Source organism: Streptomyces cupreus, assembly GCF_014257025.1.
In the GTDB taxonomy this organism is placed as follows: Bacteria; Actinomycetota; Actinomycetes; order Streptomycetales; family Streptomycetaceae; genus Streptomyces; species Streptomyces cupreus.
Genome location: NZ_JACMSF010000088.1, coordinates 1 through 24667 on the forward strand (window position 1 = coordinate 1; position 24667 = coordinate 24667).

The following is a 24667-nucleotide window of genomic DNA, read 5'->3' on the forward strand; positions in this document are numbered from 1 at the left end:
GTTGGAGTCGAGGTCGACCATGTTGCCGGCCTCCTTGGCGGCCGACGTACCCGTGTTCATCGCCACGCCGACGTCCGCCTGAGCGAGCGCGGGCGCGTCGTTCGTGCCGTCACCGGTCATCGCGACCAGCTTGCCGCCGGCCTGCTCCCGTTTGATGAGCGCCATCTTGTCCTCGGGAGTGGCCTCCGCGAGGAAGTCGTCGACGCCCGCCTCCTCGGCGATCGCCTTGGCGGTCAGCGGGTTGTCACCGGTGATCATGACGGTCTTGATGCCCATGCGGCGCAGTTCGTCGAACCGCTCCCGCATGCCGTCCTTGACGACGTCCTTGAGGTGGATGACGCCCAGGACGCGGGCGCCCTTCGCGTCCTCGACGGCGACGAGCAGCGGCGTACCGCCGGCCTCGGAGATCTTGTCGGCGAGGCTGTCCGCGTCGTCCGCGACCCGCCCGCCCCGCTCCTCGACCCAGGTGACGACCGAACCGGCCGCCCCTTTGCGGACCCTGCGCCCGTCGACGTCCACACCCGACATCCGGGTCTGGGCGGTGAAGGCGATCCACTCGGCGCCGACGAGTTCGCCCTGGTGGCGCTCGCGCAGCCCGTACTTCTCCTTGGCGAGTACGACGATGGAGCGGCCCTCGGGCGTCTCGTCGGCCAGCGAGGAGAGCTGGGCGGCGTCGGCTACCTCGGCCTCGGTCGTGCCGCTGACCGGCACGAGCTCGGCGGCCTGGCGGTTGCCGAGCGTGATGGTGCCGGTCTTGTCGAGCAGCAGCGTGGAGACGTCACCGGCGGCCTCGACCGCTCGGCCGGACATGGCGAGCACATTGCGCTGGACCAGACGGTCCATGCCCGCGATGCCGATCGCCGAGAGCAGCGCGCCGATGGTGGTCGGGATCAGACAGACCAACAGGGCCACCAGCACGACCATCGTCAGATGGGTGCCCGCGTAGTCCGCGAACGGCGGCAGTGTGGCAACGGCCAGCAGGAACACGATCGTCAGGGACGCCAGCAGGATGTTGAGCGCGATCTCGTTCGGCGTCTTCTGCCGCGCCGCGCCCTCGACCAGGTTGATCATCCGGTCGATGAAGGTCTCGCCCGGCTTCGTCGTGATCCTGACGACGATGCGGTCGGACAGGACCTTCGTACCGCCGGTGACGGCCGAACGGTCGCCGCCGGACTCCCGGATGACCGGGGCCGACTCACCGGTGATCGCCGACTCGTCGACGGAGGCGACACCCTCGACGACGTCACCGTCGCCGGGGATGATGTCGCCCGCCTCGCAGACGACCAGGTCGCCGATCCTCAGCTCGGTGCCGGCGACGACGGTCCCGTCCACCTTGCGGGCCACGGTGTCGGTCTTGGCCTTGCGCAGGGTGTCCGCCTGCGCCTTGCCCCGGCCCTCGGCGACGGCCTCCGCCAGATTGGCGAAGAGCACGGTCAGCCAGAGCCAGGCGCTGATCGTCCAGCCGAACCAGTCGCCCGGGTCCTTGAAGGAGAAGACCGTCGTCAGCACGGAACCGACGAGCACCACGAACATCACGGGCGACTTGATCATCACCCGGGGATCAAGCTTGCGAAAGGCGTCCGGCAGCGACGTGACCAGCTGTTTCGGGTCGAACAGTCCCCCGCCGACCCGACCTTCGGCCCTGTGCCCGGTCGGCGCGTCCTGGTGGGGAGCGAGGGTGGGAGTGGACATCGAGTCCTGCTTATGTACGTCGGTGGTCATGCCGCCAACCCCTCGGCGAGCGGTCCCAGCGCGAGGGCCGGGAAGTAGGTCAGACCGGTGATGATCAGGATGGCGCCCACCAACAGCCCGGTGAACAGCGGCTTCTCGGTGCGCAGGGTGCCCGCGGTGACCGGCACCGGCTGCTGTTCGGCGAGCGAGCCTGCCAGGGCCAGCACGAACACCATCGGCAGGAAACGGCCGAGCAGCATGCACAGGCCGAGCGTGCTGTTGAACCACTGCGTGTCCGCGTTCAGACCGGCGAAGGCCGAGCCGTTGTTGTTGGAGGCGGACGTGTAGGCGTAGAGGATCTCGGAGAATCCGTGCGCCCCGCTGTTGGTCATCGAGTTCGCCGGGGTGGGCAGCGCCATCGCGAAGGCGGTGAAGACCAGCACCAGCGCCGGGGTGACGAGGATGTAGCAGGCCGCCAGTTTGATCTCGCGGGTGCCGATCTTCCTGCCCAGGTACTCGGGCGTACGGCCGACCATCAGACCGGCGATGAACACCGCGATGATCGCCATGATCAGCATGCCGTAGAGGCCGGAGCCGACACCGCCGGGCGCGATCTCGCCCAGCATCATGCCGAGCATGGTGATGCCGCCGCCGAGTCCGGTGAAGGAGGAGTGGAAGGAGTCCACGGCGCCGGTCGAGGTGAGCGTGGTAGAGGTCGCGAAGATCGAGGAGGCGCCGACGCCGAAGCGGACCTCCTTGCCCTCGTACGCCCCGCCCGCGATCTCGAACGCCGGTCCGTGGTGGGCGAACTCGGTCCACATCATCAGGGCGACGAAGCCGACCCAGATGGAGGCCATGGTGGCGAGGATCGCGTACCCCTGCCTCACCGAGCCGACCATGACGCCGAACGTGCGGGTCAGGGAGAACGGGATGACCAGGATCAGGAAGATCTCGAAGAGGTTCGAGAACGGTGAGGGGTTCTCGAAGGGGTGGGCGCTGTTGGCGTTGAAGTAGCCACCGCCGTTGGTGCCGAGCTCCTTGATGGCCTCCTGCGAGGCGACGGCCCCGCCGTTCCACTGCTGCGTGCCGCCCATGCCGTGCCCATTGAAGAACTGCCCGACCTCGTGGATCCCGGAGAAGTTCTGGATGACACCGCAGGCGCCGAGCACGAGCGCGGCGACGGCGGCCAGGGGCAGGAGGATGCGTACGACACCACGCACCAGGTCGGACCAGAAGTTGCCGAGCTCGCCGGTGCGCGAGCGGGCGAAACCGCGGACCAGCGCGACGGCGACGGCGATACCGACCGCTGCCGACACGAAGTTCTGCACGGCCAGACCGGCGGTCTGCACGACGTGGCCCATGGCCTGCTCGCCGTAGTACGACTGCCAGTTGGTGTTGGTCACGAAGGACGCGGCGGTGTTGAACGCCTGGTCCGGATCGATCGACGCGAAGCCCAGCGACCCGGGCAGGACGCCCTGGAGCCGCTGCAGGGCGTACAGGAGGAGGACGCCGACCAGGGAGAAGGCGAGCACGCCGCGCAGGTACGCGGGCCAGCGCATCTCGGTGTCGGGGCTGGCTCCGATCCCCCGGTAGATCCACTTCTCGACGCGCCAGTGCCTGTCGGAGGAGTAGACCTTGGCCATGTAGTTGCCGAGGGGGACATGGGCGAGCGCCAGGGCGGCCATCAGGGCGAGCAGCTGAAGGATGCCGGCGAGTACGGGACCCATATCAGCGCTCAGAACCTCTCCGGGAAGACGAGGGCGAGGACGAGATAGCCCAGCAGGGCGACGGCCACGACGAGGCCGACGATGTTCTCGGCAGTCACAGCTTCGCCACCCCCTTGGCGGCGAGGACCACCAGCGCGAAGACCGCGACCGTGGTGACGACGAAGGCCAGATCGGCCATCGTGAGCTCCTGGAGTTGAGGTTCGGTTGGACAGGGACGGTTAGAGAGAACCTCTTCTCCGGCCGGAAATGACCGCCGTTGACGGGTCCCTTACGGGGCGCTGCGCGGCTTTGACGGGTCTCTTACGCCTCTCATGGCGCCGGCGGTCTCGAACTTGGTGCACAAGGGTGGAAGCGGAAGATCAACACCGCCAGGCCGACCAGCATCGGCCCCGAGGAGGCGGGGACGGCGTCCAGTTCGTGCCGCCTGACGCGGTCCCGCTGCGGTGGCGTCAAGAACGGACCATGGCTCGTCAGAGTCGTGTCAAGGCGTGCCGTCCGCGCTCGCGGGGTCCCTAGCGTCAGCGGCATGGAGCATCACGACGACGTCCACACCGCATCGGATCAGGAGGGGTCGCCGGTGGTGTACGACCGCCAGTGGGCCCCCGAGCTGCTCGACTCGGCCCGCTGTGCGGCCGTACTCCTCGGGCTGCTGCTGCTCGTCGACCGGGCGGCCGGCAGCCTGACTGCGTGGCGCGGGGCCCTGTGGGCCGTCCTCGCCGCGCTGCTCTTCGCCGTGCTGTGTCCGGCTCGTGTGACGGCGGGCGAGGGCTGGCTGGAATCGCGTCGGCTGCTGCGCACCCGGCGCGTCCGCACCGATCTGCTGGTGTCGGTGCGCTGCCTCGACGGAGTCGCCCAACGGCTGGTGCTGCGGGACGCCTTCGACGCCCGGGGCGAGCTGGACCCGCAGGTCCTGGTGAACAACCCGGACCTGTGGCTCCGGCTCGACGAGGACGCCCGGCGATCCGTGACCGTCGGCTCCCTCCTGTGCGGCACCACGGCGCTGCGCCGCATCGCCGAGCGCATCGACCGGAAGACCGCGGAGACGGTGTTCAAGGTATCGGGGCTCGAATAACCGGCTACGAGCCGCTCCTCCATACCGAGCAGCGGCTCACCAGACCCCCGAAGAGCTCGCCTTTTGACGCGCTGCCTACGCCGGCACGGCCAGTCTTAACGGAAGCTTGACGCCCACGACCCCCTCATCCCAGGGCCCAGGCTTCACTCTCCGCTTACGCTGGTGCCGCCGTCCGCGTGATGGCCGAAAACGCACGCTGACCAGCGCATCAGGAGCCCGCCGATGGCCACCACGGAACACCCGCCGCCCAGTCGCCTGCGCGCCTGGATGCTGGAGGGCCTGTCCGACATGGGCAAGGGCCACGGTCCCCAGGGCCCGCACGCCGAACCCGAGTCGGCCCACCAGGGCCAGCCCTGGTACCGGGTGATGTGTCTGACCGGCGTCGACTACTTCTCCACCCTCGGCTACCAGCCCGGCATCGCGGCCCTCGCGGCCGGCCTGCTGTCGCCGATCGCGACCATCGTGCTGGTGATCGTCACCCTGGCGGGCGCCCTGCCCGTCTACCGACGGGTGGCCGAGGAGAGCCCGCGCGGCGAGGGCTCGATCGCGATGCTGGAACGGCTGCTCTCATTCTGGAAGGGCAAGCTGTTCGTCCTGACCCTGCTCGGCTTCGCCGCCACCGACTTCCTGATCACCATCACGCTCTCGGCCGCCGACGCCTCGACCCACCTGGTCGAGAACCCGCACCTGAACAGCGCCCTGCACGACCGGCAACTGCTGATCACCCTCGTGCTCGTCGCCCTGCTCGGCGCGGTGTTCCTCAAGGGCTTCCTGGAGGCGATCGGCGTCGCCGTCGCCCTGGTCGGGGCCTATCTCGCGCTGAACGCCGTCGTCGTGATCGTCGGCCTGTACCACGTGGTCACCGAGGGGCACGTCGTCACCGACTGGTCCAATGCCCTGACCGCCGAGCACGGCAATGTCTTCGTCATGATCGGCATGGCCCTGATCGTCTTCCCGAAGCTCGCCCTCGGCCTCTCCGGCTTCGAGACCGGCGTCGCCGTCATGCCCCATGTGAAGGGCGACGAGGGCGACACCGAGGAGCACCCCAAGGGCCGTATCCGCGACACCAAGAAGCTGCTCACCAGCGCCGCCCTGATCATGAGCTGCTTCCTGATCTGCACCAGCTTCATCACCACGCTCCTGATCCCCGAGACGGAGTTCGAGGAGGGCGGCCAGGCCAATGGCCGCGCGCTCGCGTTCCTCGCGCACGACTACCTGGGCGGCGCCTTCGGCACGGTCTACGACGTCTCGACCATCGCCATCCTCTGGTTCGCCGGCGCCTCCGCGATGGCGGGTCTGCTCAACCTCATGCCGCGCTATCTGCCCCGTTACGGCATGGCCCCGCACTGGGCCCGCGCGGTCCGCCCGATGGTCATCGTCTTCACCCTGGTCGCGTTCCTGGTCACCTGGATCTTCGACGCCGACGTCGACGCGCAGGGCGGCGCCTACGCCACCGGCGTCCTGGTCCTGATCAGCTCCGCCGCCATCGCCGTGACCATCGCCGCCCGCAAGGCGGGACAGCGGAACTGGACCATCGCCTTCGCCGTGATCTCGGCGGTGTTCCTCTACACGACGATCGTGAACGTCATCGAGCGCCCCGACGGTGTGAAGATCGGCGCCTGCTTCATCGCGGGCATCATCCTCATCTCACTGCTCTCCCGGCTGCTGCGCGCCTTCGAGCTGCGCGTGACCAGCGTGACGCTGGACGACATGGCGGAACGATTCATCCGGGACATGGCGAGCCGAAAGATACGGTTCATCGCCAACGAGCCCGACAACCGCGACAAGGCCGAGTACCGGGACAAGATCGAGCAGATCCGGCAGGACAACGACATGCCGGAGCAGGAGGACTTCGTCTTCGTCGAGGTGACGGTGACCGACCCCTCCGAGTTCGAGGCGGGCCTGACCGTACGCGGCGAGGTGCTCCACAACCGCTATCGCGTCCTGACCCTGGAATCCTCCTCCATCCCGAACGCCCTGGCCGCGCTCCTCCTCCATGTGCGCGACACCACCGGCTGCACGCCCCACGTCTACTTCGAGTGGACCGAGGGCAACCCCTTCGCCAACTTCCTGCGCTTCTTCCTCTTCGGCCAGGGCGAGGTCGCCCCGGTGACCCGAGAGGTCCTGCGTGAGGCGGAACCGGACCGGGCCCGCCGCCCCCGTGTCCACACGGGCTGACGCCCTATCGTGACCGGCATGCAGTCCTACACGATCGGCCAGGCCGCACGGCTCCTCGGCGTCAGCCCGGACACCGCCCGCCGCTGGGCGGACGCGGGCCGGGTGGCGACCCACCGCGACGACAGCGGCCGACGGCTCATCGACGGGCGGGATCTGGCCGCGTTCTCGGTGGAGCTCGCCAAGACGGCGGCCACTCCTGACGAGGAGGCCCCGTACACCTCCGCGCGCAACGCCTTCCCCGGCATCGTCACCGCGATCAAACTCGGCGACGTGGCCGCCCAGGTCGAGATCCAGGCCGGCCCGCACCGGCTCGTCTCCCTGCTCACCCGGGAGGCCGTGGAGGAGCTCGGCCTGGAGGTCGGCATGGAGGCCACGGCTCGCGTGAAGTCGACAAACGTACACATCGACCGCGCCTGACGCCCCTCCTTCGTCCCGCACATACGAATCTCCAGCCGCCTTCTCCCTCGCTCATGCGAAGAGCCAGAAGACTTATGCCTCGCATATGCGCCAGTATGATCGGTGTATGCGAGGGGGAGGCCGGCGGCCAGGCCGGGCGGCTTCCTCCCCCAGAGACCGAGGGAGTGGACCAGTGATGACCCGTTACGCCCACCGGGCCCGCCGGACCGTGCGGGCGACCGGCGCGGGAGCCGCCGTACTGCTCCTGCTGAGCGCCTGCTCCTCCTCGTCCGACTCCGATACGTCCGCGGCGTCCGGCTCCTCGGCCTCGCCGAAGCTCTCCGGCACGGTCACCGTGTTCGCCGCCGCCTCCCTCCAGGAGAGCTTCACCACGCTCGGCAAGCAGTTCGAGAAGGAGCACCCGGGCACCAAGGTCACCTTCAGCTTCGGCGGCAGTGACACCCTCGCGGCGAACATCACGGGCGGCGCCCCCGCGGACGTCTTCGCCGCGGCCAGCCCGAAGACCATGGCGATCGTGACGGATGCGAAGGACGTGGCGGGCACCCCGTCCACCTTCGTCCGCAACCAACTGCAGATCGCCACCCTGCCGGGCAACCCCGACAAGATCTCCTCCCTCAAGGACCTCACCAAGTCCGGCCTGAAGGTCGTCCTCTGCGACAAGACAGTGCCGTGCGGGGCCGCGGCGGACAAGGCGCTGACGGCCGCGGGCCTGAAGGTCACGCCGGTCTCGTACGAGCAGGACGTCAAGGGCGCCCTGACGAAGGTCGAGCTGAAGGAGGCCGACGCCGCCGTCGTGTACCGGACGGACGTCAAGGCGGCGGGTGACAAGGCGGAGGGCGTGGGCTTCCCCGAGGCCGCCGACGCCATCAACGACTACCCGATCGCCCTCCTCAAGGACGCGCCCAACCCGGACACGGCCAAGGCGTTCATCGAGCTGGTGCGCTCCGCCGAGGGCCGGCGGGTCCTGACCGAGGCCGGGTTCCTGAAGCCGTGACGAACACTGCCGAGACACTGGAGGGCGGCCGTCGGCGCACCCGGCCCCGAGTGGTGCCGCTGCCGCTGCTGCTCCCCGCCCTCCTGGGTCTGGCGTTCCTCGTCGTCCCCCTGATCGCCCTCCTGGTCCGTGCCCCCTGGCGCACCCTCCCCGACCAACTGACCAGTCCAGAGGTATGGGAGGCGCTACGCCTGTCCCTGCTCTGCGCGACGGCGGCCACAGCCCTGAGCCTGCTCCTGGGCGTCCCCCTGGCCTGGCTGCTGGCCAGAACGGACTTCCCGGGCCGCGGCCTGGTCCGATCCCTGGTGACCTTGCCCCTGGTCCTTCCCCCGGTGGTGGGCGGCGTGGCCCTGCTCCTGGCGCTGGGCCGCAACGGCGTGGTGGGCCAGTGGCTGGACGACTGGTTCGGCGTCACGCTCCCGTTCACGACGGCGGGAGTGGTGGTGGCGGAGACCTTCGTGGCGATGCCGTTCCTGGTCATCAGCGTGGAAGGCACGCTACGGGCGGCGGACCCCCGCTACGAGGAAGCGGCCACGACCCTTGGCGCGTCCCGCTTCACGGCGTTCCGCAGAGTGACGCTGCCCTTGATCGCCCCGGGCATCGCGGCGGGAGCGGTCCTGGCCTGGGCCCGCGCGCTGGGCGAATTCGGCGCGACGATCACCTTCGCAGGCAACTTCCCGGGCCGAACCCAAACCATGCCCCTCTCGGTCTACCTGGCCCTCCAGACAGATCCAGCATCAGCGATCGCCCTGAGCCTGGTACTCCTGGCGGTCTCCATCACGGTCCTGGCAGCACTACGGGACCGCTGGCTGACAGCACCATGACCCTCAACCAGCGAAACCCGCCGCACCCAGCGCCAACCCACCCGCACAATCCAAGCGCCCCGGACGTACACCCCATGACCGACACCACCGACACACCCACCCCCCTCACCGCCACCACGCACCCCCAGGGCTTGGACACCCACCTGATCGTCGATCGAGACACCTTCCACCTGGACATCAAGCTCACCGCCGCCCCCGGCGAAGTCCTGGCTCTCCTCGGCCCCAACGGCGCAGGCAAAACCACCGCGCTGCGAGCTCTCGCCGGCCTGGCCCCCCTCACCGCCGGCCACCTCCACCTCGACGGCGCCCCTCTTGCCCACACACCCCCCGAGAACCGCCCCGTAGGCGTCGTCTTCCAGGACTACCTCCTCTTTCCCCACCTCACCGCCCTCGACAACGTCGCCTTCGGCCCCCGCTGCCAGGGCGCCACCAAGTCCGAGTCCCGAGCCCAGGCCCACACCTGGCTGACCCGCATGGGCCTCACGGACCACGCCACCTCCAAACCCCGCCACCTCTCCGGCGGCCAAGCCCAACGCGTCGCCCTGGCCCGAGCCCTCGCCACCAACCCCCGTCTGCTCCTCCTCGACGAACCCCTGGCAGCCCTGGACGCCCGCACCCGCCTGGACGTCCGCGCCCAACTCCGCCGCCACCTCGCCGAGTTCGAGGCGGTAGCGGTCCTGGTCAGCCACGACCCTCTGGACGCCATGGTCCTGGCGGACCGCCTGGTGGTCATCGAGCAGGGCCGGATCGTCCAAGAGGGCACCCCCTCGGACATCGCCCGCCACCCCCGCACGGACTACATCGCCCAACTGGTAGGCCTGAACCTCTACAAGGGCCAAGCGGACGGCCACACAGTCCACCTGGACGACGGCCCCACCATCACCACCACGGAAGACCTCACCGGCCCGGTGTTCGTCGCGTTCCCCCCGGGCGCCGTAACCCTCTTCCGCGACCGCCCCACCGGCGCCAGCGCCCGCAACCTCTGGCACTGCCAGGTCGAAGGCCTGGAAACCCACGGCGACCAGATCCGCGCGGACCTCGCCGGCGAACTCCCCCTCGCCGCGGACCTCACCACGGTCGCCGCGGCGGAACTGGACCTGCACCCGGGCGCCCCGGTCTGGGCAACAGTCAAGGCGACGCAAACACATGCGTACCCGGCATAAGCCCCACACCCGACTACCGTGGGACGCCGCACCAGCCCGCCCCGAACCAAAGGCGTCCCATGCCCCTCAGCATCCGCAACCAACTCCCGGGCACCGTCACCGCCATCACTCCCGGCGAGGTCATGGCCACGGTCAAGCTGGACCTCTCCGGAGGCCACCACCTCACCGCCGCGATCACCAGGGAAGCGGCCGAAGACCTGGCCCTCACCCCAGGCTCCGAAGTACGAGCCCTGGTGAAGTCGACGGAGGTCTCCCTCGCCACGGCCCCCGTGACCGGCCTCTCGATCCGCAACCAACTCCCCGGCAAGGTAAGCGAGATCACCACCGGCGAAGCGATGACCTCCGTCAAGATCACGGTCAACGGCGGCGAACTGACCTCGGCGATCACCACAGACGCGGCCACCGACCTGGGCCTGACCCCGGGCACCCCCGTGGTGGCCCTCATCAAGTCGACCGAGATCTCCCTGGCAACCCCCTGACACAAAAAGGGCTCCGCCCAGGCCGTACAGCCCGGGCAGAGCCCTTTCCTACGCCGGATCAGTCCTCGTACACGTCCAACGGCGGGCACGAGCACACGAGGTTCCGGTCACCGAAGGCCTGGTCGATACGGCGCACCGGCGGCCAGTACTTGTCCGCGGCCGAGACCCCACCCGGGAACACAGCCTCCTCACGGCTGTACGCGTGCTCCCACTCCCCGCCCAGCGAGGCAGCGGTGTGCGGAGCGTTCCGCAGCGGGTTGTCGTCAGCGGCCCACTCCCCGGAACCGACCTTCTCGATCTCCGTGCGAATGGCGATCATCGCCTCGCAGAACCGGTCCAGCTCGATGAGGTCCTCGGACTCGGTCGGCTCGATCATCAGCGTGCCGGCCACCGGGAAGGACATCGTCGGCGCGTGGAAGCCGTAGTCGATGAGCCGCTTGGCGACGTCGTCGACGCTCACACCGGTCGCCTTGGTCAGCGGCCGCAGATCGATGATGCACTCGTGCGCGACGAGCCCGCCAGGACCGGTGTACAGCACCGGGTAGTGCGGCTCCAGCCGCTTGGCGATGTAGTTCGCGCTGAGCACCGCGACCTGCGTGGCCCGCTTGAGCCCCTCGCCGCCCATGAGCCGGACGTACGCCCACGAGATCGGCAGGATCCCCGCGGAGCCCCACGGCGCGGCCGAGATCGGCCCGACACCCGTCTCGGGCCCGGCACTCGGCTGCATCGGGTGGTTCGGCAGATACGGCGCCAGGTGCGCCCGTACACCCACCGGACCGACGCCCGGACCCCCGCCGCCGTGCGGGATGCAGAAGGTCTTGTGCAGGTTCAGATGCGAGACGTCACCGCCGAAGTGGCCCGGCTTGGCGAGGCCCACCAGGGCGTTGAGGTTGGCGCCGTCGACATAGACCTGCCCGCCCGCCTCGTGCACCTGCGCGCAGATGTCGGCGACATGCTCCTCGAAGACGCCGTGCGTCGAGGGGTACGTGATCATCAGCACCGACAGCTCGTCGCGGTACTGCTCGATCTTCGCCCGCAGGTCCTCGACATCGATCTCGCCGTCCTCGGCGGTCTTGACGACGACGACCTTCATCCCGGCCATCACGGCGCTGGCGGCATTGGTGCCGTGCGCGGAGGACGGGATGAGGCAGACGGTGCGCTGCTCGTCGCCGTTGGCCCGGTGGTAGCCGCGCACGGCGAGCAGACCGGCCAGCTCACCCTGCGAGCCGGCGTTCGGCTGGAGGCTGACCTTGTCGTACCCGGTGACCTCGGCGAGACGTTCCTCCAGCTCACGGATGAGCTTGAGGTAGCCCTGCGCCTGCTCGGCGGGCGCGAAGGGGTGCAGCTGCCCGAACTCCGGCCAGGTGACCGGCTCCATCTCGGTCGTCGCGTTGAGCTTCATCGTGCAGGAGCCCAGCGGGATCATGCCGCGGTCGAGCGCGTAGTCACGGTCGGCGAGCCGGCGCAGATAGCGCAGCATCGCCGTCTCGGAGCGGTACTGGTGGAAGACCGGGTGGGTCAGGAACTCGTCCCCGCGCAGCAGCGCCTGCGACAGCGCGTCCTCGACCCCGGCATCCAGCGCCTCGATGTCGCCCTCGACCCCGAAGGCGCTCCACACGGCGCCCAGCTGGGCCCGGCCGGTGGTCTCGTCACAGGCGATGGAGACCTGGTCGGCGTCGACGAGACGCAGGTTGACGCCCTTCTCCCGCGCGGCGGCGACGACCTCGGCGGCCCGTCCGGGCACCCGCGCGGTGAGCGTGTCGAAGAAGGACCCGTGCACCACCTCGACCCCGCCCGCGGTCAGCCCCGCGGCGAGGATCGTGGTGTACCGGTGGACCCGCCGCGCGATGCCCTTCAGCCCCTCGGGCCCGTGGTAGACGGCGTACATCCCGGCCATGACGGCGAGCAGCACCTGCGCCGTACAGATGTTGCTCGTCGCCTTCTCGCGACGGATGTGCTGCTCACGCGTCTGCAGCGCGAGCCGGTAGGCCTTGTCGCCGTCGGCGTCCACGGACACGCCGACCAGCCGGCCGGGCAGGCTGCGCGCGAACTTCTCGTGTACGGCCATGTAGCCCGCGTGCGGACCGCCGAAGCCCATCGGAACACCGAAGCGCTGCGTGGTGCCGACCGCGATGTCCGCGCCGAGCTCGCCCGGCGACGTCAGCAGCGTCAGCGCGAGCAGATCGGCGGCGACGGTGACCAGCGCGCCGAGCTCATGGGCCTGCTCGATGACGGGCTTGATGTCCCGTACGGCACCGGAGGCGCCCGGGTACTGGATCAGCACGCCGTTGATCTCACGCTCGGCGATCTCGGCCGGAATGCCGTCGCTGAGGTCGGCGACGACGACCTCCACGCCGGTCGGCTCGGCACGCGTCTCGATCACGGCGATGGTCTGCGGAAGGGCGTCCGCGTCGATCAGGAACAGGCCCTTCTTGTTCTTGCCCATGCGCCGGGACAGCGCCATGGCCTCGGCCGCGGCCGTGCCCTCGTCGAGCAGCGAGGCTCCGGAGGTGGGCAGCCCGGTGAGGTCGGCGACCATCGTCTGGAAGTTCAGCAGGGCTTCGAGGCGCCCCTGCGAGATCTCCGGCTGGTACGGCGTGTAGGCCGTGTACCAGGCCGGGTTCTCCATGACGTTGCGCAGGATGACGGGCGGGGTGAAGGTCCCGTAGTAGCCGAGCCCGATCATGGAGTCGAGCACCTGGTTACGGTCGGCGAGCGACCGCAGCTCGGCGACCACCTCGGCCTCGGTACGCGCGCCCGGCAGGTCGAGGGCGTCGGCATTCTTGATCACATCCGGTACCGCGGCGGCGGTGAGCTCGTCGAGCGAGCCATAGCCCGCCTGGGCGAGCATCTTGGCCCGAGCCTCATGATCAGGACCAATATGACGCTGCTCGAAGGGGATGCCTTGTTCGAGCTCGGAGAGCGGAATGCGATGGGCGGTCATTACGGAGGCCTCCTGGTCTGACACGACCTTCGAGGGGCACCACGGCGCGGGTACCCGGACGGCCTCCCCCTCTGTCATCTCAACCTGAGAGCTTCACCGGAGGCCCGAGGGCGTCCGGCTTTCACCGTCGGTGAGAGCGGAAGCCGTCGACGCCCGCCCTGCTTTCCAGAGTGACCTCGTCCGTGCGGTACGTGGGCCTGAGAGATTCCGGGGAGGATTTGCTCCTTCGGCGCCTCCGGATGGTGTCCGAAGGACTCTCCCGCACGGGGTCAGCAGCCGTCTGAAAGCCTACCAGCGAGGTCAACGCCCAGGCCTTCGAGTGGCCGCTTGCCCCAATGTGCTCTTTCGTAGTGCTTACGGATGAGTTGCGACCAAGTGGAGGGCCCGTGCAGACCGACATCGATCCGCGCAACCTGATCGGCCGCAAGGCGTTCGACCGCAGCGGTACGAAGATCGGCACGATCGACGAGGTCTACCTCGACGACGCGACCGGCGTACCGGAGTGGGCAGCCATACGCACAGGCCTGTTCAGCAGAGACGCGTTCGTCCCCCTGGAGCCCAGCGAACTGGTGGAGGGCACCCTGCACGTCCCCTTCGACCGCTCCCTGATCAAGGACGCCCCCGACTTCGGAGTAGGCCGCCACCTCTCCCCCGAACAAGAACTCCAGCTCTACCACCACTACGGCCTGGACATAACCACACCCCCACCCCCCGATCACGACTTCGGCAACTTGGCAGGCACAGAGGACGCGGACACGTAAGCCGAAAACCTCCAACCGACACCGCCCATCCGCCGCAGCTGCGGGCAGTCGTGCCGCTGGGGCGGCACGGGTGGGCGCAGCGGCACCCCGCAAGCGCGGGCGAGCGCACCCGCACGGGCAACCGACAGCACCCCCGTCAGCGCAGGGCAAGCGCAACCCACCCCGCGCCTGCCCCCGCACAGCTCAGGCAGGAACCCCATCCATCGAGGCCCCAGGTCTTCGCGGCACCAAAGGCAACGGCTCCGCCACCGAAAGCGACGGATCGTCCACCTGAAACGTCCGCACCCGCCCGGGCTCAGAATCCGGCGTCTCGAACCGCACAGTCACCCGCCCCAGCCCACTCCCCTGCACCCACCCATGCCCGAACTCGGCATGCCGAACGTCATGCCCCGCCACCCACCGCCGCTCCAGAGACCGCTCCTCCACCTCCCGTGAGGCACCCTCGCTCTCCCCCTCCTCCCCCACGTCCTCCGCACCCCGCTCCCCCGCGGCCTGCGCGAACAGATCCTCCTGCGTGTAATCGGCAAGCCCGCTGACCCCGACCCCCAGCAGCCGCACACCCCCCGTGGTGTCCACGGACTCCAGCAACCGACCCGCAGCCTCCCGCACCACCGCCGGATCATCCGTAGGCCCACGCAGGGTCTCGGACCGAGTCAGCGTGGAAAAGTCGTACCGCCGCACCTTCAACACAATGGTCCGCCCCGACAACCCGGCCCCCCGCAGCCGCCGCACACACCGATCCGCGAGCCGCTGCACCTCAAGCCCCACCCGCACTCGGTCATGAATGTCCACGTCATACGTGTCCTCCACGGACACCGACTTCGTCTCCCGCTCAGCCACCACAGGCCGCTCGTCCCGCGCCAGCGCCATGGCGTACAGCGCATGCCCGTGCGCCTTCCCCAGCAGCCGCACGAGCTCGTCCTCCCCCGCCTCGGCCAGCTCGTCGACCGTATGGATCCCGGCCCGCCGCAGATGGTCCCCCGTAGCCGGCCCCACCCCCGGCAGGGTCCGCACCGACATCGGCCCGAGCAGCGCCCGCTCGGTCCCCGGCTCGATCACCACCAGACCGTCCGGTTTGGCCTGCTCAGAGGCGATCTTCGCGAGCATCTTCGAGGCCGCGAGGCCCACCGACCCCGTGAGCCCCGTGACCGCCCGTATGTCCGCCCGCAGCTTCACCCCCGCCAGCCGCGCCGACGCCTCGTCCCAGGCCGCGCCCCCGGCCTCCAGATCCACGAACGCCTCGTCCAGGCTCAGCGGCTCCACCAGTGGCGACAGCGCCCGCAGAAGCGCCATGGCCTGCTCACTGATCGACCGATAGAACCCGAACCGCGGCACGAGATACGCGGCGTTGGGCGCGAGCCGCCGAGCCTGCGCCATGGGCATCGCCGAATGAACCCCAAAAACCCGAGCCTCGTACGAAGCCGTCGCCACCACCCCGCGCGGCCCGAGCCCACCCACGATGACGGCCTTCCCGCGCAGACTCGGCTTGGACGCCTGCTCCGCCGAGGCGAAGAAGGCATCCATGTCGAGATGCAGGATCGTGGGCGCGTTTCTCACACAACCGATGCTGCCTTACGCCACTGACAATGCCCCCGAGCAGAACCCGCGCCGACCACGCGCCGCCCCGCACCGCCCCCGACCGGGCCTCAGACCGCCCGGTTCCGCCGCCGCGCCAGCTCGTCCGCCGGATTGTGGCCGACCAGCGTCTCCCCGGTATCGATCCGCTCCCCGTGCAGCTGCGACAGCGCGCTCTCCACGTCCCGCCACACCACACCGACGGCGATCCCGAAGATGCCCTGCCCGCCCTGGAGCAGCGCGTGGACCTCGTCGGGCGAGGTGCACTCGTAGACCGTGGCACCGTCGCTCATCAGCGTCATACGCTCCAGGTCACGAAACCCCCGCTCGCGCAGATGCTGCACCGCGGTGCGGATGTTCTGCAGCGAGACACCGGTGTCCAGGAACCGCTTGACGATCTTCAGGACGACCACGTCCCGGAAGCTGTACAGGCGCTGCGTCCCCGACCCGTAGGCGGGCCGCACGCTCGGCTCGACGAGCCCGGTGCGCGCCCAGTAGTCCAGTTGCCGATAGGTGATGCCGGCGGCCGCGCAGGCCGTCGGGCCGCGATAGCCGATCTGCTCGGACGCCATGGACGTCGCCCCTCCGCCGCTCGGCACGGCCGTCGGTCGTTGCGGGGCGCGGTCGGCCGCGCCGCCCGGCTGGGGGTATCCCCCGCCGGAGCGGAGCCGTGAGCTCGGGGGAGGGTACGGACCGCTCTCCCCGAGACTGCGTCCGGGGGCACCCCCAGCCGTACCGTCGCCGCTGCTTCTCACGCCGACCTCCGTCCTTGACCTGCCTTCTCGACGGTAGGCAGTCACCAGGGGTGCGTCAACGATCGCCACACTCGGCACGCCGAGTGATAATCACCCTAGGAGTGGTTTCCCGTACCCCACCGCGGGGAAAGGCTAGCCGAATGCGCTGGGGGCGGGCCGCAGGACGCTCTCACCCGCCGCTGGCAATTGCCGCGGCCGAGCCGTCGGCCGACTGTGGCCGCCCGCCCTGACCTCCTGGTCCGCCGGGCCGCCCGGGCCGTCTCACTGACTGCTGGTGCCGAAGTCCTCGGGCGAGATCTGGTCGAGGAACTCGCGGAACTTCTCCACCTCGTCCTCCTGCTCGTCGGGAATCGCGATGCCCGCGTCGTCCAGCACGCCGTCACTGCCGTAGATCGGCGTTCCGGTGCGCAGGGCCAGCGCTATGGCATCGGACGGGCGCGCGCTCACCTCGACGCCGCTGGCGAAGACCAGCTCCGCGTAGAAGACGCCTTCCCGCAGGTCCGTGATGCGCACTTCGGTCAGCTCCTGGCCGACGGCGTCCAGCACGTCCTTGAACAGGTCGTGGGTCAGCGGTCGTGCGGGGGCCATGCCCTGCTGGGCGAAGGCGATGGCCGTCGCCTCCCCCGGCCCGATCCAGATGGGGAGGTAGCGGTCGCCTCCCACTTCGCGCAGGAGCACGATCGGTTGGTTGGAGGGCATTTCGACCCGGACACCTACGACATCGAGCTCGTTCACACAGCAACCCTAGGCCGTGCCCGGGACGTTTGGGTAGTCGGGCAGTAAACGGGCGGCCGATCCGGCCCCCCGAGGCCTGTCGGTTCAGGGCAGCCGCACCCCGAGCGCGGTCTGCACAAGGGCCGCGTGCAGCTTCACCGTGAGCCCCGCCAGCTCCTTCGTGCGGGCCTCGGCGTGCGCCCTGGTCTGCGGGTTGCGGTGGCGTCTGAGGGGTGCCACGACCTGGTCCACCAGCCCGGCCTCACGGTCCGCGGCGGCCTTCATCACCCGCAGATGCCGCGGCTCGATCCCGAACCTCCCCAGCTCGGCGACGAGCGCGGCCACGGTGACCGCCTCGGCGTCGTACGCGCCGTCCGGGAGCGGCGCGATCAGCCCGTACGACTCCCACTCCTCAAGCTCCCGCTCGCCGATCTCCGCGGCTGCCAGCAGCTCGCTCCGCCCGATCCGGGCCGCCGTCGGTACCTCGGAGAGCTCCGGTACGGCTTCCCCGACGCGCTGTCGGCAGCCCACAGGGGGCAGGGGCACGGCCTCGCCGCGCTCCATGGCGTCCAGATGCTCCCGGATCACCTTCAGGGGCAGATAGTGGTCCCGCTGCATCCTCAGCACATGGCCGAGCCGCTCGACGTCATCCGCGCTGAACTTGCGGTACCCCGAGGGGGTCCGCTGCGGCTCGACAAGGCCCTCGGACTCCAGGAAACGGATCTTGGAGATGGTGACTTCGGGGAACTCGTCGCGCAGCACGTTCAGCACCGTGCCGATGCTCATCAGCCCGCCGTCCGTGGCGGCGGTGCCGTGTCCGGCACCGCCGCTCGGTGTTTGAAGCATGGACCTTCTCCGGGGGAGGGTCAGTAGCCTCGCTGGCTCGCGTAGAAGACCAGCCGGTACTTGCCGATCTGCACCTCGTCTCCGTTGGACAGAGCGACCTGGTCGATCCGCTCGCGGTTGACGTACGTGCCATTCAGGCTGCCCACGTCGGCCACCGTGAACGAGCCGTCCGGGCTCCGGCGGAACTCCACGTGCCGGCGCGAGACGGTGACGTCGTCCAGGAAGATGTCGCTCTGCGGGTGACGGCCGGCGGTGGTCAGGTCGCCGTCCAGCAGGAAGCGGCTGCCCGAGTTCGGTCCACGGCGCACCACCAGGAGCGCGGAGCCGAGCGGCAGCGCCTCGACGGCGGCCTGCGCCTCGGGGGACAGCGCCGGGATCGGCGTCTGACCGGTGGCCTCGGCGTCGTAGGCCTCAAGACCGGAGATGGAGATCGTGGAAGTGGTCTCGGACGGACGCTCGGGCATGGCACCCGCCCGCAGTGGAGCACCGCAGTTGGAACAGAAGCGACTGTTCTCCGCGTTGCGGTTACCGCACCTCGTGCACACCAGGGCCGACATGGACGGATCCTCCTGCCGCGGCTGCCCCGCCGGGGCATTGGACGCGTACGGGTCGGCGGGGAACCCTCCACCCGTACTTGAGGTTGACGGTTGCCCGAAACCTATGCCTCCGGACTGGGCAGGGTCAACAGACGGCGCGCCCTGACCTCCGGAAATGTCCCCGCCCGGGCCACCCACCTGGTCCCGGAACAACGGCCGCTGGCCCTCTGCGTCAGGCTGCGCGCGGTGCCGGGCGGTGGCGTTTTCATTGCCCTGCCGCGCGCTCTTGCCGAACAACTTCGCAAACAACTTCACGGGCGATTCCCCTTGACTGAAACAGACCCGCCCGTGGGGCAGGACGAACCCTGACTGCACACTCCGGCCGACCCGGACATCCTCACAACGTCCGTATCCACCAGACAGTTTCCACCACGCACCACCCATTCGGTGCGCCGACCCCCCGCAAGCTCATGCCCTCGCCGGACGTCCGCCATGCACCCCCGGTTCACCGCGAGGACGACCGAGCGTAGTCAGGCCGCTCCGCGGCCCGCAAGGCGTCCACAACGATCTTGTCCGACCGCTCGACGGTCACGGTGGCCTGCTCCTTCTCAAGAGTCTGCACCACGCCTCCAGGGATGTTGAGCGCCGGTTCGAGGTCCTGCGGCTTGCCGATGACCTGGAAACGATAGGGCGCGTGGATCTTGTTCCCGTCGACGCTCACGGAGTTCCCCGAATCCGTCAGATAGGTACCTGCCACCACGCGTACCCCGTTCACCTGGATCGCCTCCGCCCCGGCCGCACGCAACTCCTGAATGGCGTCGAGCAGCATGTCCGCCTCGACCGTCCCCTTCGTGTCATCGATGGTCACCGTGATGCCGGGGCCCTGAGCGGCCACCGTGCCCGCCAGGATGCCGAGTTGCCGCTCCTTCTCGACCGTCTGCCTGCGAGCCTCCTCGGCCTGGTTCGAGCTGTTCTCCAGCTCGTCCCGCTGCTTTTCGAGTCCCTGCTTCTCGTCCTCAAGACGCTGTGTACGGTCATCCAGTTCATCGAGGATCCGGACAAGATCCTCCTGGCGCGCGCCGCGCAGGGCGTCGTCACCGTCGCTGTTGGAGGCGACCTGCACGGCCAGGCCGAACCCGAGGCCGAACAGCAGCAGGGCGACGATCAGTTGGGCCCGGGTGACACGCGGCGGCCACAGTCCCTTCACGAGCCGCTGCCGTCCGGTGAGTTCCGGATGGGATTCCGGGGCTTCCGCGCCGGCCTCGGCAGCCGCGGGCGGTACCTCCTCGGGCAGTTCCTTGCGCAGCCTGTTCTCGGCCGTCTCGTCCTGGTTGCTCATCGGCCTCACGCCCGGAACACGTGCCGGCGGATCGCCGCGGCGTTGGAGAAGATCCGGATCCCGAGGACCACGACGACACCGGTGGACAGCTGTGCCCCCACGCCCAACTTGTCGCCCAGGAACACGATCAGCGCGGCGACGACCACATTGGACAGGAACGACACCACGAAGACCTTGTCGTCGAAGATCCCGTCGAGCATGGCCCGCAGACCACCGAAGACGGCGTCCAGTGCCGCCACGACGGCGATCGGCAGATAAGGCTCGACGACCGCCGGAACCTCAGGCCGGACCAACAGGCCGGCCACGACTCCCACGACGAGGCCCAGTACGGCGATCACGATGTGCCCTTCTCGGTTTTCTCGGTGTTCGGCTGTGCTGTTCGTACGGTCACACTGGGTGCTGCTGGCAGCCGGAGATCCCCCTCCACGGAGATGGCCGTCCGGATGCCGAAGTTCTCCTGCAAGGCGTGCAGATACAGCCCGTCGGCGCTGTCCTGGAACCTGGCGCTCAGCCGCTCCCCGTCCCCCACCGCGAGCACCGTGTACGGCGGTACCAGCGGCTTATTGTCGACCAGTATCGCGTCACCCGCGGCCCTGATCGCCGACAGCGCCGTCAGCCGCTGCCCATTGATGGAGATCGCCTCGGCCCCCGACTCCCACAGCCCGTTGACCACCCGCTGCATGTCCCGGTCGCGTACCCGCCCGGTGTCGGAGAACCCGGAGGTCTCCCGCGGATCCCCGTCACCGCCCCCGCTGGACTCCTTGGCGTCGTTCACGACCAGCTTCACGCCGGGACCGTGCACCTCGACCGCCCCGGAGAGGATGCCCACGAGCTCCGCCTGTTCGCTGCCGCCGCTCTCCTTGAGCGCCTCACGCTGGCGCGCGCTCACGTCGTCACGCAGCTTGTCGACGCTGTCCTCAAGCTCGTCCGCCGCCTCGGTCTCCTGATCGATCCGGTCGATCAGCTCCTCGCGCTCCTTCGCCACGACGGGGGCCGCGACCCGTGCCTGAGCCGCACCGACGGTGACGACAAGGGCGGCCAGCACGAGTCCGGCCGCGAGCCCGAGCTTCGCCCTGAGGGTCTTGGGCAGACCGCCGTCCGCCGCCTTCTTCCGGGCCGCCGCCTCGGCGTACCCGTCGTCGAGGCTGTGATCCATGACGTTGGTGAGCAGCGACATGGAGGCGTCCGGGCGCGAGGGGCGCGTAGGAGTGCTCCGAACGGGGGGCTGCTGCGGCATGCCGCACATCGTCGCACGTCGCGCCCAGTACCTCCGAATGGCCCCACCGGCGTGCCGGACAGGCCCCCTTGGGGACACTTGTCCGGCACGCGCGCGTGCTGGGGATTTCAGCGCCCGGCGCTGTCCACCACCGCCGACCACTCGTCGAGCAGGGCCTGGGCCGAGGCGTCGTCGGGACCCTCCGCCCACAGATGGGTGACGGCCTCGGCCGGGTCGGGCAGCACCATGACCCAGCGCCCGTCGGTCTCCACCACCCGCACACCGTCCGTGGTGTCCACGAAGCGGTCCCCGGCAGCCTCCACGACCCGCCGCATGACGAGCCCCTTGACCGCCCACGGTGTCGCCAGATCGCGCTTGAGGACATGCGCCCGCGGAATCCGCGCGTCGATCTGGCTGAGGGTGAGCTGCGTCCGGGCCACCAGCCCGATCAGCCGTACGAAGGCCGCCGTACCGTCGAAGACACCGCTGAACTCCGGGACGATGAAACCGCCCTTGCCGTCACCACCGAAGATCGTGGTGTCGTCCCGCCCGACCCGCGTCAGATCGTCGGGCGAGGTCGTCGTCCACTCCACCTGCGTCCCGTGGTACGCCGCCACCTGCTCGGCGATCCGTGTGGTGGTCACCGGAAGCGCCACCCGCCCGCTGCGCCGCTCGGCGGCCACCAGGTCGAGCATTACGAGCAGTGCCCGGTCGTCCTCGACGATCCGCCCCTTCTCGTCGACCAGGGACAGCCGCTCACCGACAGGGTCGAACCGCACTCCGAACGCGGCCCGCGCGGAGGCCACGATCTCCCCCAGCCGCACCAGCCCCGACCGCCGAGCATCCGCTGTCTCGGTGGGCCTGGACTCGTCAAGACCGGGATTGATGGTCAGCGCGTCCACACCGAGCTTGCCGAGGAGGCTGGGCAGCACGAGGCCGGCACTGCCGTTGGACGCGTCCACGACGACCTTGAGCCCGGACTCGGCGATCCCGGTCGTGTCCACGTTCCGCAGCAGGGATCCCGTGTACGAGTCGAACACGCTCGCCGGGAAGTGCAGATCCCCGATCTCACCAGGGAACGCACGCCGGTACTCCTGGCGCGCGAAAACCCGGTCCAGCTTGCGCTGACTGCCCTGCGACAGATCGGCGCCCTGACCGTCGAAGAACATGATGTCGACGGAGTCCGGAACACCGGGCGTCGTCCGGATCATGATCCCGCCGGCACTACCACGAGCGGTCTGCTGTCGCGCCACGGGCAGCGGTACGTTCTCCAGATCGCGTACGTCGATGGCGCTCGCCTGAAGCGCGGAGATCACCGCCCGTTTCAGCGCCCGAGCACCACGGGAGTGGTCGCGGGCCGTGGTGACGGTGGAGCCCTTCTTGAGGGTCGTCGCATAGGCGCCGGCGAGGCGCACGGCGAGCTCCGGCGTGATCTCGACATTCAGGATTCCCGACACCCCACGGGCGCCGAAAAGATGCGCCTGGCCCCTGGACTCCCAGATCACCGAGGTATTGACGAACGCACCGGCCTCAATGATCTTGAACGGGTAGACCCGCACATTGCCCTGAATGATCGACTCTTCACCGATGAGGCACTCGTCGCCGATGACGGCACCGTCCTCGATCCGGGCCGCACGCATGATGTCGGTGTTCTTTCCGACCACACAGCCGCGAAGATTGCTGTGCTGCCCGACATACACGTTGTCGTGCACGACGGCCTTGTGCAGAAAGGCCCCGCTCTTCACGACCACGTTCGAGCCGACCACGGTGTGCTCGCGGATTTCGGCACCGGCCTCCACCTTGGCGTAGTCCCCGATGTAGAGAGGACCGCGGAGGACGGCGTCGGAATGCACCTCGGCACCTTCAGCCACCCACACGCCGGGCGAGATCTCGAACCCGTCGAGCTCGACGTCGACCTTGCCCTCCAGGACGTCGGCCTGCGCCTTCACATAGCTCTCGTGGGTGCCGACGTCCTCCCAGTAGCCCTCCGCGACATACCCATAGATCGGCTTGCCCTCCTTCATCAGCTGAGGGAAGACATCGCCGGACCAGTCGACGGGCACATCGGCCTCGACATAGTCGAAGACCTCGGGCTCCATGACGTAGATGCCGGTGTTCACCGTGTCCGAGAAGACCTGGCCCCAGGTGGGTTTCTCAAGGAAACGCTCGACCTTGCCTTCCTCGTCGACGATGGTGATGCCGAATTCCAAGGGATTCGGCACGCGCGTCAGACAGACGGTGACGAGCGCGCCCTTCTCCTTGTGGAAACGGATCAGGTCGGTGAGGTCGAAGTCGGTCAGGGCATCGCCGGAGATCACAAGGAAGGCATCGTCCTTCAACGCCTCTTCGGCGTTCTTGACGCTTCCGGCGGTACCGAGTGGCTTCTCCTCGTTGGCATAGCTGAGCTCCATTCCGAGCTCTTCGCCGTCACCGAAGTAGTTCTTGACCAAGGAGGCCAGGAACTGGACAGTTACGACGGTCTCGTTGAGCCCATGCCTTTTGAGCAGCCGCAGAACGTGCTCCATGATCGGCCGGTTGGCCACCGGCAGGAGCGGCTTGGGCATGCTTGAGGTCATGGGGCGAAGGCGTGTGCCTTCGCCTCCGGCCATCACGACGGCCTTCATGTCGGAAGCGTCCTCCTCGAAGAGACGACGGTCTAGCCGACTTCACCCGTCCAGATTGTCCCGCACTTTTCTGCCGCGGGCCATCGAGCCGCTGGATCGCATCAAGGGGCGAGTTCAATCGGCCATGGCGTCCGCACGGACCAGGCGGCGGACCTGTACCACGTAGAGGACTCCTGCCCACCAGTAGAGCGTTGTACCCCATCCGGCGAACGCCCATCCGAAAATAGCAGCAAGTGACGGGAGCCACCCGCTTCCGTCGCTGAGCAGGAGCAACGGGAAGGCATACATCAGGTTGAAAGTAGCCGCCTTCCCCAGGAAGTTCACCTGAGGCGGCGGATAGCCATGCCGCCTGAGGATGCCCACCATCACCAGCAGAACCAGTTCTCGCGCAAGAAGTACGGCAGTCAACCAGATCGGCAGAATCTCGCGCCAGGTCAGTCCGACCAAAGTCGAGAGAATGTAGAGCCGGTCTGCAGCCGGGTCCAGGAGCCGGCCGAGGCTGCTGATCTGGTTCCAGCGCCGCGCGAGCTTGCCGTCCAGGTAGTCACTGATCCCGCTCAGCATCAGCACCAACAGGGCCCAGCCATCGCTCTTCGGCCCTCCGAACTCCGGCCAGAGGATCAGCCACAGAAACACCGGCACACCAACGAGCCGAGCCATGCTGAGGATGTTGGGGATGGTGAGCACCCTGTCCGTCTGGACACGGGTCTCCTGGACCTCCACCCGGGGGCCTCCTGTGGGAAACGTGCGAACGATGCTCCCTGACCCTACCTCAACGCAAAAAAGCTCTGGCCCCTGGGCGGTATGCCCAAGAGCCAGAGCTGTAAAGGGA

At 68.9% G+C, this 24667-nt stretch carries 22 protein-coding genes and 1 riboswitch; of the genes, 8 read left to right on the forward strand and 14 right to left on the reverse strand.

All coding sequences use genetic code 11. The annotated features are described in order from the left end of the window. The 3 genes from kdpB to kdpF all read right to left on the reverse strand — a co-directional run. Positions 1-1722, reverse strand: a 1722-nt coding sequence (gene kdpB / locus H4N64_RS40630; RefSeq protein ID WP_186287651.1) for a potassium-transporting ATPase subunit KdpB, incomplete at its 3' end; no start/stop codon positions are given. Further along, entirely contained in the window at positions 1719-3398 is a 1680-nt protein-coding gene (kdpA, locus tag H4N64_RS40635) for a potassium-transporting ATPase subunit KdpA (protein WP_186287652.1), read from the reverse strand. The genes kdpA and kdpB, both read right to left, overlap by 4 nt. A gap of 8 nt (positions 3399-3406) precedes the next feature. Beyond that, a complete protein-coding gene (gene kdpF, locus H4N64_RS46020; RefSeq protein ID WP_033264828.1) occupies positions 3407-3496 on the reverse strand; it encodes a K(+)-transporting ATPase subunit F in 90 nt (29 codons plus the stop codon). Between the two features lie 428 nt (positions 3497-3924). Here kdpF and H4N64_RS40645 point away from each other — a divergent pair, with 428 nt between their 5' ends. The 7 genes from H4N64_RS40645 to H4N64_RS40675 all read left to right on the forward strand — a co-directional run bounded on the left by H4N64_RS40645 (position 3925) and on the right by H4N64_RS40675 (position 10525). Continuing rightward, positions 3925-4470 (forward strand): hypothetical protein, encoded by a 546-nt coding sequence (locus H4N64_RS40645; protein WP_186287653.1) that lies wholly within the window; start codon positions 3925-3927, stop codon positions 4468-4470. A 222-nt stretch (positions 4471-4692) separates the two neighbouring features. Then, positions 4693-6648, forward strand: coding sequence for an APC family permease (locus H4N64_RS40650; protein WP_186287654.1), 1956 nt, complete (start codon positions 4693-4695; stop codon positions 6646-6648). Positions 6649-6666: 18 nt separating this feature from the next. Beyond that, positions 6667-7065, forward strand: coding sequence for a TOBE domain-containing protein (locus H4N64_RS40655; protein WP_186287655.1), 399 nt, complete (start codon positions 6667-6669; stop codon positions 7063-7065). 175 nt (positions 7066-7240) lie between these two features. Beyond that, the gene (gene modA / locus H4N64_RS40660) at positions 7241-8059 is read left to right on the forward strand and encodes a molybdate ABC transporter substrate-binding protein (RefSeq protein WP_186287656.1); all 819 of its coding nucleotides are present in this window, start codon (positions 7241-7243) and stop codon (positions 8057-8059) included. Further along, positions 8056-8883, forward strand: a complete 828-nt coding sequence (gene modB, locus H4N64_RS40665; protein ID WP_186287657.1) for a molybdate ABC transporter permease subunit — start codon at positions 8056-8058, stop codon at positions 8881-8883. Before modA ends, modB begins: the two co-directional genes overlap by 4 nt. Positions 8884-8957: 74 nt before the next feature. After that, entirely contained in the window at positions 8958-10046 is a 1089-nt protein-coding gene (locus H4N64_RS40670; RefSeq protein WP_186287658.1) for an ABC transporter ATP-binding protein, read from the forward strand. Positions 10047-10105: 59 nt separating this feature from the next. Beyond that, positions 10106-10525, forward strand: a complete 420-nt coding sequence (locus tag H4N64_RS40675; RefSeq protein WP_186287659.1) for a TOBE domain-containing protein — start codon at positions 10106-10108, stop codon at positions 10523-10525. A gap of 58 nt (positions 10526-10583) precedes the next feature. Here the strand turns inward: H4N64_RS40675 and gcvP are convergent, their stop codons facing one another. Further along, positions 10584-13469 (reverse strand): aminomethyl-transferring glycine dehydrogenase, encoded by a 2886-nt coding sequence (gene gcvP, locus H4N64_RS40680; RefSeq protein WP_186287660.1) that lies wholly within the window; start codon positions 13467-13469, stop codon positions 10584-10586. Positions 13470-13644: 175 nt separating this feature from the next. Next, a riboswitch (glycine riboswitch) is annotated at positions 13645-13741 on the reverse strand. A 114-nt stretch (positions 13742-13855) separates the two neighbouring features. Between gcvP and H4N64_RS40685 the strand changes: the two genes are divergently transcribed. Continuing rightward, positions 13856-14230, forward strand: a complete 375-nt coding sequence (locus tag H4N64_RS40685) for a PRC-barrel domain-containing protein (protein WP_186287661.1) — start codon at positions 13856-13858, stop codon at positions 14228-14230. A gap of 183 nt (positions 14231-14413) precedes the next feature. On the opposite strand, the gene H4N64_RS40690 is transcribed toward H4N64_RS40685, so the two are convergent. The 10 genes from H4N64_RS40690 to H4N64_RS40735 all read right to left on the reverse strand — a co-directional run bounded on the left by H4N64_RS40690 (position 14414) and on the right by H4N64_RS40735 (position 24558). After that, positions 14414-15787, reverse strand: coding sequence for a DNA polymerase IV (locus H4N64_RS40690; protein WP_186287662.1), 1374 nt, complete (start codon positions 15785-15787; stop codon positions 14414-14416). 89 nt (positions 15788-15876) lie between these two features. Then, positions 15877-16560, reverse strand: coding sequence for a MerR family transcriptional regulator (locus tag H4N64_RS40695; RefSeq protein ID WP_186287663.1), 684 nt, complete (start codon positions 16558-16560; stop codon positions 15877-15879). A 261-nt stretch (positions 16561-16821) separates the two neighbouring features. Further along, on the reverse strand, positions 16822-17295 hold the full coding sequence (locus H4N64_RS40700) for a bifunctional nuclease domain-containing protein (protein WP_186287664.1): 474 nt from the start codon (positions 17293-17295) through the stop codon (positions 16822-16824). A gap of 84 nt (positions 17296-17379) precedes the next feature. Beyond that, entirely contained in the window at positions 17380-18120 is a 741-nt protein-coding gene (gene ftsR / locus H4N64_RS40705) for a transcriptional regulator FtsR (RefSeq protein WP_186287665.1), read from the reverse strand. A 20-nt stretch (positions 18121-18140) separates the two neighbouring features. After that, on the reverse strand, positions 18141-19100 hold the full coding sequence (locus tag H4N64_RS40710; RefSeq protein WP_186287666.1) for an FHA domain-containing protein: 960 nt from the start codon (positions 19098-19100) through the stop codon (positions 18141-18143). Positions 19101-19161: 61 nt separating this feature from the next. Further along, positions 19162-19995 (reverse strand): DUF881 domain-containing protein, encoded by an 834-nt coding sequence (locus tag H4N64_RS40715; RefSeq protein ID WP_186287667.1) that lies wholly within the window; start codon positions 19993-19995, stop codon positions 19162-19164. A 5-nt stretch (positions 19996-20000) separates the two neighbouring features. Beyond that, positions 20001-20333, reverse strand: coding sequence for a small basic family protein (locus H4N64_RS40720; protein WP_003988855.1), 333 nt, complete (start codon positions 20331-20333; stop codon positions 20001-20003). Beyond that, a complete protein-coding gene (locus H4N64_RS40725; protein WP_186287668.1) occupies positions 20330-21232 on the reverse strand; it encodes a DUF881 domain-containing protein in 903 nt (300 codons plus the stop codon). The genes H4N64_RS40720 and H4N64_RS40725 overlap by 4 nt, the downstream gene beginning before the upstream one ends. Positions 21233-21339: 107 nt before the next feature. After that, positions 21340-23835, reverse strand: coding sequence for a mannose-1-phosphate guanyltransferase (locus H4N64_RS40730; RefSeq protein WP_186287669.1), 2496 nt, complete (start codon positions 23833-23835; stop codon positions 21340-21342). A 114-nt stretch (positions 23836-23949) separates the two neighbouring features. After that, positions 23950-24558, reverse strand: a complete 609-nt coding sequence (locus H4N64_RS40735; RefSeq protein ID WP_186287670.1) for a CDP-alcohol phosphatidyltransferase family protein — start codon at positions 24556-24558, stop codon at positions 23950-23952. Positions 24559-24667: the final 109 nt, after the last annotated feature.